This window comes from Pseudomonas sp. SJZ131, assembly GCF_007828705.1.
In the GTDB taxonomy this organism is placed as follows: Bacteria; Pseudomonadota; Gammaproteobacteria; order Pseudomonadales; family Pseudomonadaceae; genus Aquipseudomonas; species Aquipseudomonas prosekii.
The window spans coordinates 836512-853844 of record NZ_VIVC01000002.1 but is presented as its reverse complement, the minus strand read 5'-3'; the positions used below and the strand labels follow the sequence as shown (position 1 = coordinate 853844).

Sequence of the window (17333 nt, the reverse complement as noted above, 5' to 3'; positions counted from 1 at the left end):
GTTTTTTGGGGCGGTTCGAGGATCTCAGACGTAGCTTTTCTTGCCACCGCTTTGCGGCGGATGACCTTTGAACACGGGTGGGCCATCCATGGTGATCAGCAGTTTGTCGCCCTTGCGCGACAGCCACGGCGTGGCTTCGCTGCCGGTTTTCGAGGTGGTGCCTGACGGGCTCAGTTCGATGTGATCGAGGTCGATTTCGATCAGGCCGATGACGTAGGTGTAGACCATGCTGCTGAAGAAACCGCTCTTGAACTCAAACGCGCATTCGACCACCTGATCGCCGTATTCCATGCGCATTTTCGGCTTCAGCGACGCTACTGAAACGGCGCCGTTGGCCACCGCCGAATAGACGCTGCACACCAATGCAACCTTGCCGCCCATGCGCTGGGAGATGGCCGGGTTGATTTCCACGGTTTCGATGCCCGGCGCCGAGGCACTGGCGTTGACCACGTCGCCGGTGTGGAAGACGAACGGATCGGCGTCGAACGCACCGCTTTTGTCCGGCGCCTGGATGATCGACATGCGGCCATCCGGGCGCAGAATGCCGATGCGCAGGTCGAGGTCGTCGTTGTCCTGGTTATCGCCGTTATCGACCCAAGTCGCGCTGACGCGAATGACTTTCGGCGCCGACGGGCCTTTCTCCAGCGACACTTTGTGGCTGGTGCCGGGCTTGTCGAGGGTGATCAGCGACTTGGCAATGTTGACCGGTTTAGCAGCGGGCGGCGCTGGGGTCGGGGTCGGGGTCGGAGCTGGCGTTGGAATTGCTGTCGGCGCGGCGGCTGGCGCTTCGTCGGCAACTTCGATGCCGTAGAGGCCGCAGAGCCCGGCGAGGCCCGAGGCAAACCCCTGCCAGACCGAACGCGCCTTGAGCTGGCCGTTGCGCACGTAGAGTTCAAGCACGACGATGCCGGTCTCTTGCGAGAACGTGCCCGGTGCGAGTTCGAGGGTCTGGTCGCCGACGAGCACTTGCGCGCGCAGGTCCTTGACCGCCGCGAAACCACCGCCGCTGCCATCCTGGGTCAGGCTGATGGCGATTTTGGTGATGTTCGCCGGCAGACGCGACAGATCAAAACCGATGCGGTGGCTGACCGCGCCGTTCTGGCTGACCGGCGCAATGAAACTGGCGGCGCCCGAGGCGTGTTCCGGCGCGTTGAAAAACACCATGCCGCTGTCGTCGACAACTTTGCCGGTTTCGGTGACGAGGAACGCCGTGAGGTTAACGTCGAGATTGTCGCCGGCCGCATGGCTGACCACGACTTGCCCCTTGGGCATGCTGAGGGTGGTGTTCTCGCCGGGCTTGAGGGATTGAGTCACTGAAAGTCGCCTATTCCATGGGGTTATGGCAGCACACGGCAGGTGTGCCGCCCCTTCATTTCATTCAGGGAGCGCGCAGTCAGCCCAGGGAACAGTCTGTCGAACAGGGCCGTACCGCCGACGGAGTTTAGCGGCTTGTGGGGCATTTTTGGCAGGGCTTTGCGCAAACGCCAGGCATAAAAAACCGCTCACAAGGAACGGTTTTTTTATCGTTGCCGGTTTTAGCCGAACAACCAATACGCCAACAATGCCAGCACCACCACCGCGAGGATCGGCCGTGCGATGCGGTAGGCCTTGGGATGGCGGCGTTTCCATTGTTTGACCACGCCGCTGAATTTATCGCTGGAGTTCTTGCTCCAGGCGTAGGCGCGGTTGATCCCGCCAACGTGTTCATCGTCGAGATTCTGCGGTGCAGTGGCGCGGCCCAGCAGGCCACTGACCCAGCGATTGATGCGTGTCATGAAGCGGTTGCTCAGCGGCCGCTCGATGTCGCAGAACAGGATCACCCGAGTTTTTTCGGTCTCATTCTTGACCCAGTGCACGTAGGTCTCGTCGAACATCACGTCTTCGCCATCGCGCCAGGCGTAGACCTGACCGTCGACGAAAATTCGGCAATCGTCGGAGTTCGGTGTCGACAACCCTAGGTGATAACGCAATGAACCGGCGAACGGGTCGCGGTGCGGGTTAAGGTGGCTGCCGCCCGGCAATAGGGCGAACATTGCGCCTTTGACATTGGGAATGCTGCTGACCAGCGCCACGGTTTTCGGGCACAGGGTTTCGGCGGATGGCAGCGGTTTGTCGTACCACTTGAGGTAAAAACGCTTCCAGCCCTTTTTGAAGAACGAGCCGAAACCGGCGTCGTTGTTCTTTTCGGCGGCGCGGATATAGCCCTCGTCGAACAGGTGCATGGCTTCGTCGCGGATGATTTCCCAGTTGTCCTTGAGCACGTCCAGTTCCGGAAACTTGCTGCGGTCCAGGTAAGGCTTGGACGGCACGCCGGAAAACAGGTACATCAGCGCGTTATACGGCGCAAACAGGGCCGAGTGGTTAACGAACTGACGCAGGACCGGCAAACGTGCCTTGCCGCGCAAATGCACATAGAGGGTACTGCCGAGGAACAGCAGCAACACCGACGCCTTCGCGGCAAAGGAAAAGGTCATCAACGACTCCTTGAGATTTGAGCTTGGTGCACAACGCCATTTACCCGACGTGGCAGCCGGCCATGATAACCACTACCGGACCGGGGAAAAACCCGCTTGATTGAACAAACAGTGTTAAAGATTGCGCAATAAAGCACTTATTACCATAACGATCCTGAACGACGGCTGACTTGGGTCAGGGTTGGATTTGGTTGGGTAGCACGGGTTAATTGGGCACGCGGCAAATCCACTTTGGCAAACTCAGCAAATCTCCAGTGGCGAGCGAGCTTGCTCGCGTTGGATTGCGCAGCGGTCCTGGCTTTTCAGATCAACTTTCAGATCAAAAGAGGGGCCGCTGCGCGACCCAGCGCGAGCAAGCTCGCTCGCCACAAAACTCACTAGCCTCAAAAGCTCACTAGCCTCAAAAGCTCACCAGCTTCAAAGCTCAGTCATCACAAAAACTTGCTGGCCACAAAAGCGTCTTTATCCCCGTGTCGCAGCAGGTCTGGCGATCAGGCCTGGTTCTCGGTTTCGGTGAACAGGTCGCTGAACAGCATGCTCGACAAGTAACGCTCGCCGGAATCCGGCAGGATCACCACGATGGTCTTGCCCTGCATTTCCGGGGTTTCGGCCAAACGCACCGCTACCGCCATCGCCGCGCCGCACGAGATGCCGCACAAAATCCCTTCTTCCTGCATCAAGCGCAGGGCCATGGCTTTGGATTCATCGTCGGTCACCACTTCAACCCGATCGACCATCGACAAATCCAGGTTCTTCGGCACAAAACCGGCGCCAATGCCCTGAATCTTGTGCGGGCTCGGCTTGATCTCTTCGCCGGCCAACGCTTGCGAAATCACCGGCGACGACACCGGCTCCACGGCCACCGAGATGATCGGTTTGCCCTGGGTATTCTTGATATACCGCGAAATACCGGTAATGGTTCCGCCGGTTCCGACGCCGGCGACCAGCACATCGACTGCGCCATCGGTGTCGTTCCAGATTTCCGGGCCCGTGGTCTTCTCGTGGATCGCCGGGTTGGCCGGGTTATCAAACTGCGCCGGCATGAAGTAAGTGGCCGGGTCGCTGGCGAGAATTTCCGCAGCCTTGTCGATCGCGCCCTTCATGCCTTTGGCCGGTTCGGTCAGTACCAGTTCGGCGCCCAAAGCCTTCAACACTTTGCGTCGTTCGATGCTCATCGACGCCGGCATGGTCAGCATCAGTTTGTAACCACGGGCGGCGGCGACGAACGCCAGGCCAATCCCGGTATTGCCCGAAGTTGGCTCGACGATGGTCATGCCCGGCTTGAGTTTGCCGGTGCTTTCGGCGTCCCAGATCATGTTCGCGCCGATCCGGCACTTGACCGAATAACCGGGGTTGCGCCCCTCGATCTTGGCCAGGATAGTCACGCCGCGTGGCGCGATGCGGTTGATCTGTACCAGCGGCGTGTTGCCGATGGAATGGGCGTTGTCAGCAAAAATACGGCTCATGGCTGGGTCCTTGTACAGCGTTGAAGAAGTTGTTCACGGTATGCCTGTTGCCGATGGTCGTCCAGTTCAGGCGAACGTCCGGCAACCACAGCAGTCAATGCCTTTACATTGCCAAGGAATTGCCATTATGAAGCGTCGATACAGCTGGCCACTTTGGACCCTCGCCGGCGTCATTGTGCTGTTGGTCGCACTGGATATCGCCCTGCCCTATCTGGTGCGCAATTACCTCAACGATAAACTCGCCGACATGGGCGATTACCGTGGCCAAGTGGTCGATGTCGATCTGGCCCTGTGGCGCGGCGCCTACAAAATCAACGGTCTGAAAATCGTCAAAGTTGATGGCAAGGTCCCGGTGCCGTTCGTCGATGCGCCACTGATCGACCTCTCGGTCAGTTGGCATTCACTGTGGTACGACCATGCCGTGGTCGCCGAGGTGCAGTTCATCAATCCTGAGATCAACTTCGTCGACGGCGGCGCCAACAAGCAGAATTCCCAGACCGGTCGAGGCACCGACTGGCGCGAGCAGATGAGCAAGCTGCTGCCAATTACCCTCAACGAAGTGCGCATCAACGACGGCAAAATCACTTTCCGCAACTTCAATTCGCAACCGCCCGTGAACATGAACGCCACACAGGTCAACGCCAGCCTGTTCAACCTGACCAACGTGGTCGACACCGAAGGCAAACGTGACGCTCGCTTCGAGGGCAAGGCCTTGCTGCTCGGCCACGCGCCGCTGGAGTCCACCGCCACCTTCGACCCGCTGAGCAATTTCGAAGACTTCGAGTTTCGCTTGCGCGCCAAAGACATCGAACTCAAACGCATGAACGACTTCGCCTCGGCCTATGGCAAGTTCGACTTCAACGCCGGCCATGGCGACGTGGTGATCGAAGCAGAAGCCAACAAGGCTCAGCTCAAGGGCTACATCAAACCGCTGCTGCGCGACGTCGAAGTGTTCAATTGGCAGCAAGACGTCGAAAACGAAAACAAGGGCATTTTGCGCTCCGTGTGGGAAGCCATCGTCGGCGGCAGCGAAACCGTGCTGAAGAACCAACGCAAAAACCAGTTCGCTACCCGCGTCGAGCTCAGCGGCAACGTACATCAGCAAAATATCAGCGCGTTCCAGGCGTTTTTGCAGATTTTGCGTAACGGTTTTGTCCAGGCCTTCAATGCTCGTTATGAACAGCCGAAGCCGGATCAGAATTAAGGTTTGCGCGTGACCACGTAGCGACCGGTTTCCTCCGCCGCCGCCAATGTCCGGTTCTGCTGCAGCGAATCCCAGCCCAGACACGCCAGCGCCAATGCCCTCGGCACTGCTTCGCGCCCATTGCTGTAACGGCTGATACTGCGGGCGCTGACGCCCAGCGCCTCGGCGGCTTGGCTCAATGGCAGACCGGTACGCGCGCGCCAATCGATGAAGATTCTTGTGTTTTCGTCTGCCGCATTCTGCGCCAGCGCGTCCAGGTATAAAGAGTCAGCGCCAATCTGGATATCCGCATCCGCCCACTCCACCGCCCAGCCGTCATCACCGATAGCCGCCGTGTCGAAAACACGGTTTTCAAGCAAGGGCCGCAGTCCCGAATACGTCTGCAGATCGCCGCTCAGGCTCAGCGACAGTTGCTGTCCGTCAATAAAGGTCAGCTGCAGGCTAAACCCCGGCAAAGCCTTGACGGCCGCCAACCTTGGTCGCTTCATGGGTAGCATCGTTTCCGGCCTTCAACATGAACATGCCGCATACCCTATCGCCAAATCGGCGATACCTGAATGCTGGCCTTGAGCCGAGACTGAGTCAAGATGTGACGCTGCATTCAGAGACTGAATAACCCGTCTGCGTTCACAGTCGACCGGGCTGCGCGTTATAGTCGGGGCATCATACTTATCGCGTTCCGCCCTGCTCCGTTTCAGGTCGGCGTTACCGTTCGAGGATTAGCAGATGAAGTTCGAAGGCACTCAGGCCTACGTCGCCACCGATGACCTGAAACTGGCGGTCAACGCCGCAATCACCCTGGAGCGGCCGCTGCTGGTCAAGGGTGAGCCCGGCACCGGCAAGACCATGCTCGCCGAGCAATTGGCCGAATCGTTCGGCGCCAAGTTGATCACCTGGCACATCAAATCGACCACCAAGGCGCACCAGGGCCTGTACGAGTACGACGCGGTCAGCCGTTTGCGCGACTCGCAACTCGGCACGGAAAAGGTCCACGACGTTCGCAATTACCTGAAAAAAGGCAAGCTCTGGGAAGCCTTCGAGGCCGAAGAACGGGTGATTCTGCTGATCGACGAAATCGACAAGGCTGACATCGAGTTCCCCAACGACTTGCTGCAAGAACTCGACAAAATGGAGTTCTACGTTTACGAGATCGACGAGACGATCAAAGCCAAAAAGCGCCCGATCATCATCATTACTTCCAACAACGAAAAAGAGCTGCCGGATGCCTTCCTGCGCCGCTGCTTCTTCCACTACATCGCGTTCCCCGATCGCGTGACGATGCAGCGAATCGTTGACGTGCATTATCCGGACATCAAAAAAGACCTGGTCAGCGAAGCGCTGGACGTGTTCTTCGACGTGCGCAAAGTGCCGGGCCTGAAAAAGAAGCCATCGACTTCGGAACTGGTCGACTGGCTGAAACTGCTGATGGCCGACAACATCGGCGAAGCGGTGCTGCGTGAACGCGATCCGACCAAGGCCATTCCGCCGCTGGCCGGGGCTTTGGTGAAGAACGAGCAAGACGTGCAACTGCTTGAGCGCCTGGCGTTCATGAGCCGTCGCGGCTCTCGCTAAGTTTCGCTTTTTTTAACAAAAGCGGAGGCCATCGCCATGCTGCTCAACCTGTTCAATGAAATGCGCGCAGCGAAAGTGCCGGTCTCGGTGCGCGAGTTGCTGGACCTGATCAACGCGCTGAAACAGCGCGTGGTGTTCGCCGACATGGACGAGTTTTATTACTTGGCCCGGGCGATCCTGGTGAAGGACGAAAAGCACTTCGACAAGTTCGACCGAGCCTTCGGCGCCTATTTCAACGGCCTGGAAAAACTCGACGACCACCTTCAGGCGTTGATTCCCGAAGACTGGTTGCGCAAGGAGTTCGAGCGCTCGCTGACCGACGAAGAGCGCGCGCAAATCCAGTCGCTGGGCGGCCTCGACAAGTTGATCGAGGAGTTCAAGAAACGCCTCGAAGAACAGAAAGAACGCCACGCCGGCGGCAACAAGTGGATCGGCACCGGCGGCACCAGCCCGTTCGGCTCAGGCGGCTTCAACCCCGAAGGCATTCGCGTCGGCGACGCTGGCAAGCGTCAGGGTAAAGCGGTGAAAGTCTGGGATCAGCGCGAGTACAAGAACCTCGACGACTCGGTTGAACTGGGCACGCGCAATATCAAAGTTGCCCTGCGCCGCTTGCGCAAGTTCGCCCGCCAAGGTGCGGCGGAAGAACTCGACATTGACGGCACCATCGACCACACCGCGCGCGATGCCGGGTTGCTGAATATTCAGATGCGCCCGGAACGACGCAACACTGTGAAGTTGTTGCTGCTGTTCGACATCGGCGGTTCGATGGACGCGCATGTGAAGATTTGCGAGGAATTGTTCTCGGCGTGCAAAACCGAGTTCAAGCACTTGGAATACTTTTACTTCCACAACTTCGTTTACGAGTCGGTGTGGAAGAACAACATGCGCCGCACTTCCGAACGCTTCTCGACTCAGGATTTGCTGCACAAGTACGGCGCCGACTACAAGGTCATCTTCATCGGCGACGCGGCCATGGCGCCCTACGAAATCACCCAGGCCGGCGGCAGCGTCGAGCATTGGAACGAAGAGCCGGGCTACCTGTGGATGCAGCGTTTCATGGAGAAATACAAAAAGCTCATCTGGATCAACCCGTACCCGAAAGACACTTGGGGCTACACCTCGTCGACCAACATCGTGCGCGATTTGATTGAAGACCAGATGTACCCGCTGACGTTGCGCGGGTTGGAGGAAGGGATGCGGTTTTTGTCCAAGTAGAGATGTTTGTTGTTCGGGGATGACGCCTTCGCGGGCAAGCCTCGCTCCTACGGGGGTAACACCGAAACCTGTAGGAGCGAGGCTTGCCAGCGAAGCTTTTAGCGGTTCACAAACCGTCGCAGATATTCGACCTGCTCGCGATGCGCAACATCCTGCATCACCGGCCGTAACCGCACCTTCGCCCCCGGCAGGCATTGCGCCAGCCGCGCCAATGCCAGCGGCGTCAACGCGCCCAATCGCGGATAGCCGCCGATGGTTTGCCGATCATTGAGCAACACAATCGGCTGACCATCCGGCGGCACTTGCACGGCGCCGAGCGGGATGCCTTCGGAAATCATCGGTTGGCCCCGATATTCCAGCGGCGTGCCGAGCAAGCGAACACCCATGCGGTCCGCCCGGCTGTCCAACTCCCAGACATTATTGAAGGCGTCGAACAGACTTTGCCCACTGAACGCGCCGATCTGCGCGCCGAGCACCAGATCCAGCGGCGCATCAGCCTTGAAATTTGGCACGTGTTCACAGGGCAATTCGCGCAGCAAAATCAGCGCACTGCCGGAATAACTCAGCGCAGCATCCTTGGCCAACGCTCGACCGAAACCGTCCAGCCCGCCGAGTTCTTCGCGGACCACGGTCGCGCTGCTGCCCAGCACCTTGGGCGCGTCAAACCCGCCCGGCGCCGCCAGATAAGCGCGCGCGCCGAGTTGCGGTTGGGTGAACTGCAAGCGCTGGCCCTGGTGCAGCCGGAAACTGCGCCACGGCGCCAACGCCTGGCCATCCACTTGCGCGCCGAGGTCAGCGCCGGCCAGCGCCAGCACACAGTCTTCCTCGGCTAGCACGGTGAATCCGCCGAGGGTGATTTCCACCACTGGCGCATCCAGGCTGTTACCGAGCAGCCAATTGGCCCACGACATCGAGCGCCAATCCAGCCCGCCGCCCTGCGTCACGCCCAGATGCCGCACGCCAAATCGCCCGGCGTCCTGCAACAGGCACAGCGGCGTGCTCGCTTCAATCCTCAGTCGGCTCATGCCTGCGCCTCCAGTGGCGTATCGTCGCCGCCGAGGTTGATGAATTCGGCGTGGCTGACCGCCTCAAAGCGCACCGTGTCGCCCGGCTGCATCAGGCTGTAGCCGTCGCGTTCGCGGTCGAACAGTTTTGCCGGAGTGCGGCCGATCAGGTTCCAGCCACCGGGGGAAACCACCGGGTAAGCCGCCGTTTGCCGTTCGGCGATACCGACGCTGCCCGCCGCGACTTTCTTGCGCGGCGTGTTCAGACGTGGCGCCGCCAGCACTTCCTCGACCAGCCCCATAAACGCGAAACCCGGCGCGAAACCCAACGCAAACACCTGATATTCGCGCTCGCTGTGACGGCGGATTACCTCGTCCATCGACAAGCCACTGCGTTGCGCCAACAGGCTCAATTCCGGGCCGACGCTGACGTCGTACCAGACCGGCAACACATGGCAATGGCCGCGTGTACTGGCGTTGGGCGACAGATCAATAAACGCTTCGCCGATCAGTTCCCGCGCCTGCGCCGGGCTCAGCGCGGTCAGCTGGTAATGCACCATCAGCGTCGTGTAGGACGGCACCAGATCAATCAAATGTTCGCCAAACGCAGCGCGCAACGCTTCGCTGGCGGCGAGCATCCACGGCATGTTGGCTTCGGCGATTTCATCGAACAGCCGCACCATCAGGCAATCCAGCGCCACCACTTCTACCCGCAGTTTCATGAGGCGCTCTGCTGATTCAAGGCTTCGCGGATGCGTTGCACGGCGGCCACCGAACTGGCGTTGTCGCCGTGCACGCACAGCGTATTGGCGCGCAATTGCAAAGCGCTGCCGTCGCTGGCGCTGAGCCAATCGCCACGGGCGATGGTCAGCGCCTGCTCGACGATTGTCTCTGCGTCGTGATGCACCGCACCGGGCAATTGCCGCGAAAGCAGTTTGCCGGCGCTGTCATAGGCGCGGTCGGCGAACGCCTCGAACCACAAGGTCACGCCGCATTCATCGCCCAATTGCTGCGCGGCGCTGTTGTCGCGGGTGGCCATCAGCATCAGCGGCAACGTGCGGTCATACTTCGCGACCGCCTCGATCACCGCGCGCAATTGCGCCGGGTTGGCCATCATGTCGTTGTACATCGCGCCGTGCGGTTTGACGTAGCTGACCCGCCCACCCTGAGCCCGGCAAATGCCGTCGAGGGCGCCGATCTGGTAATGCAGAATGTCTTGCAGTTCCTGCGCGGCGTAGGCCATCGAGCGCCGGCCGAAACCGACCAGGTCCTGATAGGCCGGGTGCGCGCCGATCTGCACGCCGTGGCTCAGGGCCAGGCCGACGGTCTTGCGCATGATGCTCGGATCGCCAGCATGGAAGCCGCAAGCGATGTTGGCGCAGTCAATGAACGGCATGACCTCGGCGTCCAGACCCATGGTCCAGTTGCCAAAGCTTTCGCCAATGTCGCAGTTCAATAGCAGGCGGCTCACGGTGAACACTCCTGTAGGCATTTTCTTTTTTTACTGCCGGGACATTCTTGTAAATCTCGCCCGGCAGATTATCAGTTGCTGACTATTAAGCTATTCGGCGATCAGTTGCTTGCCACGGGTTTCCGGCAGGCTCAGCGCCGCAAGGATCACCACGCCGTAGGACACCGCCGCAAATGCGCCGATGCCTACGCTCAACGGTACTTTCTGGCTGAGCAAACCGATAAACAGTGGGAACAACGCCGCCAGCGCCCGACCGATGTTGTAGCAAAAACCCTGGCCCGAGCCGCGAATCCGCGTCGGAAACAACTCAGTCAAAAACGCGCCCATGCCACTGAAAATCCCCGAGGCAAAGAAGCCTAAAGGGAAGCCCAGCCACAGCATCACGCCATTGCTGACGGGCAATTGGGTGTAAAGCAGAACGATGGTGAATGAGCCGACAGCGAACAGGATGAAGTTCTTTTTGCGCCCGAGGATGTCGGTCAGATAAGCGCTGATCACGTAACCGACGTAGGACCCGACGATCACCATCGCCAGATAACCGCCGGTGCCGAGCACGCTCAAACCGCGTTCATTCTTGAGGAAGGTCGGCAGCCACGAGGTGATTGCGTAGTAACCGCCGAGGGCGCCGGTGGTCAGCACCGAGGCGCGAATGGTGGTGAAAAGAATGCCGGGCGCGAAGATCTCGTAGAATTTCGCCGGGTTGCTCGGCTCTTGTTTGGCTTTGGCTTCGCGATAGATTTCCGGGTCTTTGACCAATCGACGGACGAAGATCACGAAAATCGCCGGGACGATGCCGAGGATAAACAGCGCACGCCAGGCGTCTTCCGGCGGCAGTACCGAGAACAGCAACGCGTACAGAATCGCCGTCAAACCCCAGCCCAGCGCCCAACCCGATTGCACCATGCCCACCGCTTTGCCACGGTCCTTGGCGCGAATCACTTCGCCCATCAACACCGCGCCGGCCGTCCATTCACCGCCGAAACCGAAACCCATCAAGGTGCGGCTGATCAGCAATTGTTCGTAATTTTGCGCGAAGCCGCAGAGGAAAGTGAAGAAGGCAAACCACAGCACGGTCAGTTGCAAGGTGCGCACGCGGCCGATGCGGTCGGAGAGAATCCCCGCCACCCAACCGCCGATGGCCGAGGCGATCAGCGTGCTGGTGTGAATCAGCCCCGCTTCGCCGGTGGTGATGCCCCACATCGCAATCAGCGTCGGCACTACGAAGCTGAGCATTTGCGTGTCCATGCCGTCGAGGCCATAGCCGATCTTGCAGCTCCAGAACGTGCGACGTTCCTGTTGATTGATGTTGCGATACCAGTCAAACGGCCCGGGCCGAGCCGTGGCTTTGGGGATTGCAGTGGTGTCGGGCGCACTCATGGCGGATCTCCGTGCAAATTTTATTGGTATTGTTCTGAGCCCCGACGACGCCTATCGTGGGAACCGGATGGCCTGAGTTTTGGGCGCCCGGCCCTGCTGCGTCCAACTAATAAAAACCCGGTCCAGGCATAAGATTTCTTTATCCAAGAGCACATCCCATGAATTTGAAGTTCCTCGAAACCTTCGTTTGGGTTGCTCGCTTGAAGAGTTTTCGCCTGACGGCAGACAAGCTCTTCACCACCCAGGCGTCGATTTCCAGCCGCATCGCGGTGCTGGAAAGTGAGCTGGGGGGTGAAGCTGTTTCTGCGTGATTCGCGAGGCGTGAGCCTGACCCCCGACGGCTTGAAAGTGCTCGAATACGCCGAGCAGATGATCGACACCATGCAAGCGCTCAAGCAGTCGATCGAAACCCGCTCGAGCAAGGTCGGCCGGGTACGCGTCGGGGTCATGGACACGGTGATCCACACATGGCTGAGCCCGCTGGTGGCGCAAATGATGGATCACTATCCGCTGGTGGAAATCGAGCTGGTGGCCGATACCTCGCTCAACCTCTGCGATCAGCTGCAAAAAGGCTTTCTCGACCTGATCCTGCAAACCGACCTGTTACGCCAGGAAAGCGTGCGCAGCCTCGAACTGGCCAGCCACCCGATGGGCTGGATCGTCGCGAGCAATTCCCTGTACAACCGCGAGTATTCCGGCGTCGCAGACATGGCGCGGGAACGTATCATTACCTACTCGAAAAACTCCCATCCGCATCAGGATATTTTGGCGTTGATGCAGGCCAACGGCGTGCTGACGCCGCGCCTCAACTGCGTGAATTCGGTGTCGGCGATTACCCGCTTGCTGCGCGATGGTTTTGGCATCGGCGCATTGCCACCGGTGCTGGTGGCCGAGGAACTGGCGCGCGGGGAATTGACGTTATTGCAGATCGACCAGCGACCGCCAAATTTGCCGGTGGTGGTGTCGTGGCGGGTCGGGGTGGAATGGGTCGAGGAGATTGTGGCGTTGAGTCAACAGGTGCTGGAGGGGTATGCGCGCAAGGTGGGTGAAAGCTATATCGTCCTTGCGCACTGATCGCGGCCGTGTAGGAGCGAGGCTTGCCCGCGAAGGCGTCGTGTCAGTCGACATCAATGTTGCATGACACAACGCCTTCGCGGGCAAGCCTCGCTCCTACAAAGGGCGTAGCAACCTTTTCCTACAACCCGCGCACATCGCGGTCTTCAATCGGCCGGCTCTGGCGCAGGCGTTTGCCGCCGAGCACTACCCAGTCGATCAAGCGGAACAGGCATTCGATCCCGAACGACAGCAACAGCGCGCCGCTCATGCCCCAGATCATGGCTTCCGGGGTAAGCAGGATCTGGTAGCTGTAGCCATTCCAGGTTTCCTTGCGAATGTCCGGATCCGCCGCCAGCGCGACTTGCAGGAAGCGGATGTACCACGGGCCTTGCATCGCCTGGAACTGTTTATCGAGGGCCAACTGACGGTTGAGCATGTTGCTCAGGCTGTCGGCATCGCTGCGAAAGATCGGGTCTTCGCTGGCACGGTAATGCGCGACCAAGGCCTGCATATCGCCCTTGAAAAACTGATTGGCGGTGTTCTGGAAACCGCTCAAACCGGTCTGCGCTTCAATCAGATGCGCTTCGACGCGTTTCGCGTAATCGCTGATGAACCCCGGCACCTGGACACCGATCAACAGGCCCGCCGCAAACAACACCAGCCGTAGATAACTGAGCAACATGGGGTAAGTCCTTTATTCGGTCTTGCCCTGACGGACGCATTCACCGCGTCGCCAGAGGCTCCATTGGCCCGGTTCGTAGCGGGTCCAGGTTTCGTTTTCGGTCAGCGGTTCGGTGGCGATCACCGTGACCACGTCGTTGGGCGTGGTTTCGGCCTGGAAATCGACAATCACATCGACGTCTTTCAGGCGCGCCGGGCCGAACGGTGCGCGACGAGTGATCTGCGCCAGTTTGGTCGAGCAATAGCAGAACAGCCAATCGCCGTCGCTGAGCAGGCAATTGAACACGCCTTTGCTGCGGTATTCGGCGCAGGCTGCGACCAGGTCCGGCAGCAGTTCTTCGACTTCGACCGGCTCTGGGAAAGCCCCGCGTATGCGGTTGATCAAATCGCAGAACGCCGCTTCGCTGTCGGTATCGCCGACCGGGCGGTAAAAACTCTTGATCGGCTCGAAGTCGGCGAGTTGGCCGTTATGCGCGAAACACCAGTTGCGGCCCCACAATTCGCGGACGAACGGGTGAGTGTTGGACAGGCAAACCTTGCCGACGTTGGCCTGGCGGATGTGGCCGATGACCACTTCGCTTTTGATTGGATAACGCTGCACCAGATTGGCGACTTCCGACTCGCAGCTCGCCGCCGGGTCCTGAAACAGCCGCAGGCCACGGCCTTCGTAGAAGGCAATGCCCCAGCCGTCGCGGTGCGGGCCGGTGCGCCCGCCGCGCTGCATCAGCCCGGTGAAGCTGAACACGATATCGGTCGGGACATTGGCGCTCATGCCCAATAACTCACACATGCTCGGACTCTCGCTGAAAGGCAGGGGCAAAGTTACAAACGCGGTTCGATGCGCGAACGCTGGGGGTTGTTCGGGATCGGTGGACGGCCGTAGCGATCATCGCCGGCGACGCCGAACGGTTGATCGTCTTCATAATCATCGGGTTTGGCGGCAGCTTTGGCGGCGGCGGCCTGCTCCTTGCGGGCGTTGGACGCACGCTCGATGGGGAAGCGGATCAGCACGAAAATCAGGTACAGGCCAAAGGCAATCATGCCGTACATGAACAGATCGGAGATCGCGCGCCAGGCGTTGTTGCCCACTTTGAACGCCAGGTCCAGCGCGGTAATGGCGATGGCCGGGGCGACTTTTTCCTTCACCGGGTCGATGATGGTCGGCGTGAACAGCAACACCGCCATCAGCAGCCGCAGCGGTTCACGCAGGTAGCGCCACATCCAGCGGGTCAGGCGCATCCACACCAACAGGCAGCCTAAAGCGGCAAAGGCGTAGAGGCCCCAAGCGATCAGATAGTCGTTCTCGGTCATGGTGTCCATGGCAAGGGTGGCAAAGAGGCGCTTATAGTAACGACTTTTCGCCCGCCCGGCTTGTCCCAATACCAGTCGGTGCAGACACAGAACCTGTGGGAGCGAGCTTGCTCGCGATGGCGGACTGCCAGACAACATTGATATTGAATGTACTGGCCTCATCGCGAGCAAGCTCGCTCTCACAGGATCCGCACAGGCCTCTAGATTTGCCGAATGTCTGCGAACCCCCTATTTCGTACCTTTTCCGAGAGCCCTTCATGCCCGAATCCGCCAACGTCACCCGTGCCCCGATTGCCCACAAGGCCAAAGGGGTTGACCCGTATGCCTGGCTGCAGGAGCGCGACACCGACGCGGTGCTCGACTACCTGAAGGCTGAAAACAGTTATCAAGAAGCGCAAACCGCCGATCAGGCAGACCTGCGCGAAACCCTGTTCGAAGAGATCAAGGGCCGGATTCTCGAAACCGATCTGTCCCTGCCCTCGCCGTGGGGGCCGTTTCTGTATTACACGCGCACCACCGCCGGTGACGAATACGCCCGCCATTACCGCTGCCCGCGCCCGGCCGACGACAGCCTGCACATCGATGAAACCCAGGAACAATTGCTGCTGGACCCGAACGAGTTGGCCAACGGCGGCTTTTTCTCCCTCGGCGCGTTCAGCATCAGCCCCGACCACCAGCGTCTGGCCTACAGCCTCGACACCACGGGCGACGAGATTTACACGCTGTTCGTCAAGGAATTATCCAGCGGCCGGGTCAGCGAACTGGAATTCAAGGATTGCGACGGCAGCATGACCTGGGCCAACGACAGCCTGACGCTGTTCTTCGGCGAACTCGACGACACCCATCGCCCGCACAAACTGATGCGTTACCGTCTCGACGGCACGGCGGCCGAAGAAGTGTTCCATGAGCCGGACGGTCGATTCTTCCTGCACTGCTACCGCTCCAGCTCCGAACAGCAACTGATTCTGTCGCTGGGCAGCAAAACCACCAGCGAAGTCTGGGTGCTCGACGCCTTCCAGCCGCATCTGCCGTTTACCTGCCTGGCGCCACGGGTTGAAGACCACGAATACGATGTCGATCACGGCGCGCTCGACGGTCAATGGACTTGGTTCATCCGCAGCAACCGCGACGGCATCAACTTCGCCCTGTACACCGCGCTCGATACTGGCGTGGCGCCGACCGTCGCCGACTGGCAGAACCTGATTGCGCACAGCGACACGGTGATGCTCGAAGGCCTGAGCCTCAACGTCGAAGCGCTGACGTTGAGCTTGCGTGAAGGCGGTTTGCCGATTATCGAGGTTCGCCCACAGGGCCTGACGCCTTATCGCGTGCAATTGCCGGACGCGGCCTACAGCCTGCATGTGCAGAACAGCCTGGAATTCGTCAGCGACAAGATTCGCCTGCGCTACGAGGCGCTGAACCGTCCGGCGCAAGTTCGTCAGTTGGACTTGGCGACCGGCGAGCAGAAAGTGCTCAAGCAAACCCCGGTGCTCGGCCCGTTCGACGCCGACGCCTACGTCAGCCAGCGCTTGTGGGCGACCGCGCCGGACGGCACCAAAGTGCCGATCAGCCTGGTGGTCAAACGTGAAGCACTCGGCAAACCGACGCCACTTTATCTCTACGGGTACGGCGCTTACGGCGAGAGCCTCGACCCGTGGTTCTCCCACGCCCGCCTGAGTTTGCTCGATCGTGGCGTGGCGTTTGCCATCGCGCACGTACGCGGCGGCGGCGAGTTGGGCGAGGCGTGGTACCGCGCCGGCAAGCAGGAACACAAGCACAACACGTTCAGCGACTTCATCGCCTGCGCCGAACATTTGATCGCGGAAGGTTTCACCACCGCGCCACAGTTGGCGATCAGCGGCGGCAGCGCCGGTGGTTTGCTGATTGGCGCCGTGCTCAATCAACGCCCGGAGCTGTTTGGTGCGGCGATTGCCGAGGTGCCGTTCGTCGATGTGCTCAACACCATGCTCGACCCGGACCTGCCGCTGACGGTGACTGAATACGACGAGTGGGGCAATCCTGAAGAGCCGGACGTTTACGAGCGGATCAAGGCCTACGCGCCGTACGAAAACGTCGCCGCGCAGGCTTATCCTGCGACCTTGGTGATCGCCGGCTACAACGACAGTCGCGTGCAGTATTGGGAAGCGGCGAAGTGGGTGGCAAAATTGCGCGCGACCAAGACTGACGACAATCCGCTGCTGTTGAAGACTGAACTCGGCGCCGGACACGGCGGGATGAGCGGGCGTTATCAGGGATTACGTGACGTAGCACTCGAATACGCATTTGTTTTCAAGGTTTTGCAGATCGCCTGAGGAACTTGGCTTGGCGTTCGGGTCTTAACACCAGAGCGCCGGGCCACGGCTTTGCACTATCCCTGTAGCAGCTGCCGAGGTACGAGGCTGCGTTTGGCTGCGAAGCAGTCGTGAAATCAGATGACGCGTTTCTTCAGGAAGACCGCGCGCTCAGGTTTAGCGGCCGCTTCGCAACCGAACGCAGGCTTCG

The 17333-nt window shown here is 59.9% G+C and carries 15 protein-coding genes and 1 pseudogene; 5 read left to right on the top strand and 11 right to left on the bottom strand.

Annotation, left to right across the window (positions count from 1 at the left end):
* Positions 1-24: 24 nt before the first annotated feature.
* The 3 genes from FBY12_RS10935 to cysK form a co-directional block, all read right to left on the bottom strand.
* On the bottom strand, positions 25-1314 hold the full coding sequence (locus FBY12_RS10935; RefSeq protein ID WP_145252871.1) for a TerD family protein: 1290 nt from the start codon (positions 1312-1314) through the stop codon (positions 25-27).
* A 221-nt stretch (positions 1315-1535) separates the two neighbouring features.
* The gene (locus FBY12_RS10930) at positions 1536-2474 is read right to left on the bottom strand and encodes an aspartyl/asparaginyl beta-hydroxylase domain-containing protein (RefSeq protein WP_109502682.1); all 939 of its coding nucleotides are present in this window, start codon (positions 2472-2474) and stop codon (positions 1536-1538) included.
* 491 nt (positions 2475-2965) lie between these two features.
* A complete protein-coding gene (cysK, locus tag FBY12_RS10925; protein WP_121734273.1) occupies positions 2966-3940 on the bottom strand; it encodes a cysteine synthase A in 975 nt (324 codons plus the stop codon).
* Between the two features lie 127 nt (positions 3941-4067).
* On the opposite strand from cysK, the gene FBY12_RS10920 reads away from it, so the two are divergent.
* Positions 4068-5144 carry a DUF748 domain-containing protein gene (locus tag FBY12_RS10920; protein ID WP_145252870.1) on the top strand — a complete coding sequence of 359 codons (1077 nt, stop codon included), beginning with the start codon at positions 4068-4070 and terminating at the stop codon, positions 5142-5144.
* Here the strand turns inward: FBY12_RS10920 and FBY12_RS10915 are convergent.
* On the bottom strand, positions 5141-5641 hold the full coding sequence (locus tag FBY12_RS10915; RefSeq protein WP_145252869.1) for a DUF2442 domain-containing protein: 501 nt from the start codon (positions 5639-5641) through the stop codon (positions 5141-5143). The genes FBY12_RS10920 and FBY12_RS10915 overlap by 4 nt on opposite strands.
* Positions 5642-5870: 229 nt before the next feature.
* On the opposite strand from FBY12_RS10915, the gene FBY12_RS10910 reads away from it, so the two are divergent.
* Together FBY12_RS10910 and FBY12_RS10905 are read left to right on the top strand one after the other, a co-directional pair.
* Positions 5871-6716 carry a MoxR family ATPase gene (locus FBY12_RS10910; RefSeq protein WP_092271682.1) on the top strand — a complete coding sequence of 282 codons (846 nt, stop codon included), beginning with the start codon at positions 5871-5873 and terminating at the stop codon, positions 6714-6716.
* 36 nt (positions 6717-6752) lie between these two features.
* A complete protein-coding gene (locus FBY12_RS10905; protein WP_092271685.1) occupies positions 6753-7931 on the top strand; it encodes a VWA domain-containing protein in 1179 nt (392 codons plus the stop codon).
* A gap of 98 nt (positions 7932-8029) precedes the next feature.
* Here the strand turns inward: FBY12_RS10905 and FBY12_RS10900 are convergent, their stop codons facing one another.
* The 4 genes from FBY12_RS10900 to FBY12_RS10885 form a co-directional block, all read right to left on the bottom strand.
* Entirely contained in the window at positions 8030-8956 is a 927-nt protein-coding gene (locus FBY12_RS10900; RefSeq protein WP_145252868.1) for a biotin-dependent carboxyltransferase family protein, read from the bottom strand.
* Positions 8953-9657 carry a 5-oxoprolinase subunit PxpB gene (gene pxpB / locus FBY12_RS10895; protein ID WP_145252867.1) on the bottom strand — a complete coding sequence of 235 codons (705 nt, stop codon included), beginning with the start codon at positions 9655-9657 and terminating at the stop codon, positions 8953-8955. Before pxpB ends, FBY12_RS10900 begins: the two co-directional genes overlap by 4 nt.
* Positions 9654-10406 (bottom strand): 5-oxoprolinase subunit PxpA, encoded by a 753-nt coding sequence (locus FBY12_RS10890; RefSeq protein WP_145252866.1) that lies wholly within the window; start codon positions 10404-10406, stop codon positions 9654-9656. The genes pxpB and FBY12_RS10890 overlap by 4 nt, the downstream gene beginning before the upstream one ends.
* Positions 10407-10496: 90 nt before the next feature.
* Positions 10497-11783, bottom strand: a complete 1287-nt coding sequence (locus FBY12_RS10885) for an MFS transporter (protein ID WP_145252865.1) — start codon at positions 11781-11783, stop codon at positions 10497-10499.
* Positions 11784-11941: 158 nt separating this feature from the next.
* Here FBY12_RS10885 and FBY12_RS10880 point away from each other — a divergent pair.
* Positions 11942-12857 (top strand): annotated as a pseudogene (locus FBY12_RS10880) (LysR family transcriptional regulator).
* Between the two features lie 121 nt (positions 12858-12978).
* On the opposite strand, the gene FBY12_RS10875 reads toward FBY12_RS10880, so the two are convergent.
* Genes FBY12_RS10875 through FBY12_RS10865 form a run of 3 tightly spaced genes read right to left on the bottom strand, consistent with a single transcriptional unit; the run spans position 12979 to position 14840 of the window.
* Entirely contained in the window at positions 12979-13521 is a 543-nt protein-coding gene (locus tag FBY12_RS10875) for a DUF2937 family protein (protein ID WP_092271702.1), read from the bottom strand.
* 12 nt (positions 13522-13533) lie between these two features.
* Positions 13534-14310 carry a class II glutamine amidotransferase gene (locus FBY12_RS10870; RefSeq protein ID WP_092271705.1) on the bottom strand — a complete coding sequence of 259 codons (777 nt, stop codon included), beginning with the start codon at positions 14308-14310 and terminating at the stop codon, positions 13534-13536.
* 32 nt (positions 14311-14342) lie between these two features.
* The gene (locus tag FBY12_RS10865) at positions 14343-14840 is read right to left on the bottom strand and encodes an MFS transporter (RefSeq protein WP_121734281.1); all 498 of its coding nucleotides are present in this window, start codon (positions 14838-14840) and stop codon (positions 14343-14345) included.
* Positions 14841-15088: 248 nt separating this feature from the next.
* Between FBY12_RS10865 and FBY12_RS10855 the strand changes: the two genes are divergently transcribed.
* Complete coding sequence (locus tag FBY12_RS10855; protein ID WP_145252864.1) at positions 15089-17143, top strand: S9 family peptidase; 2055 nt, start codon at positions 15089-15091, stop codon at positions 17141-17143.
* Positions 17144-17333 lie beyond the last annotated feature (190 nt).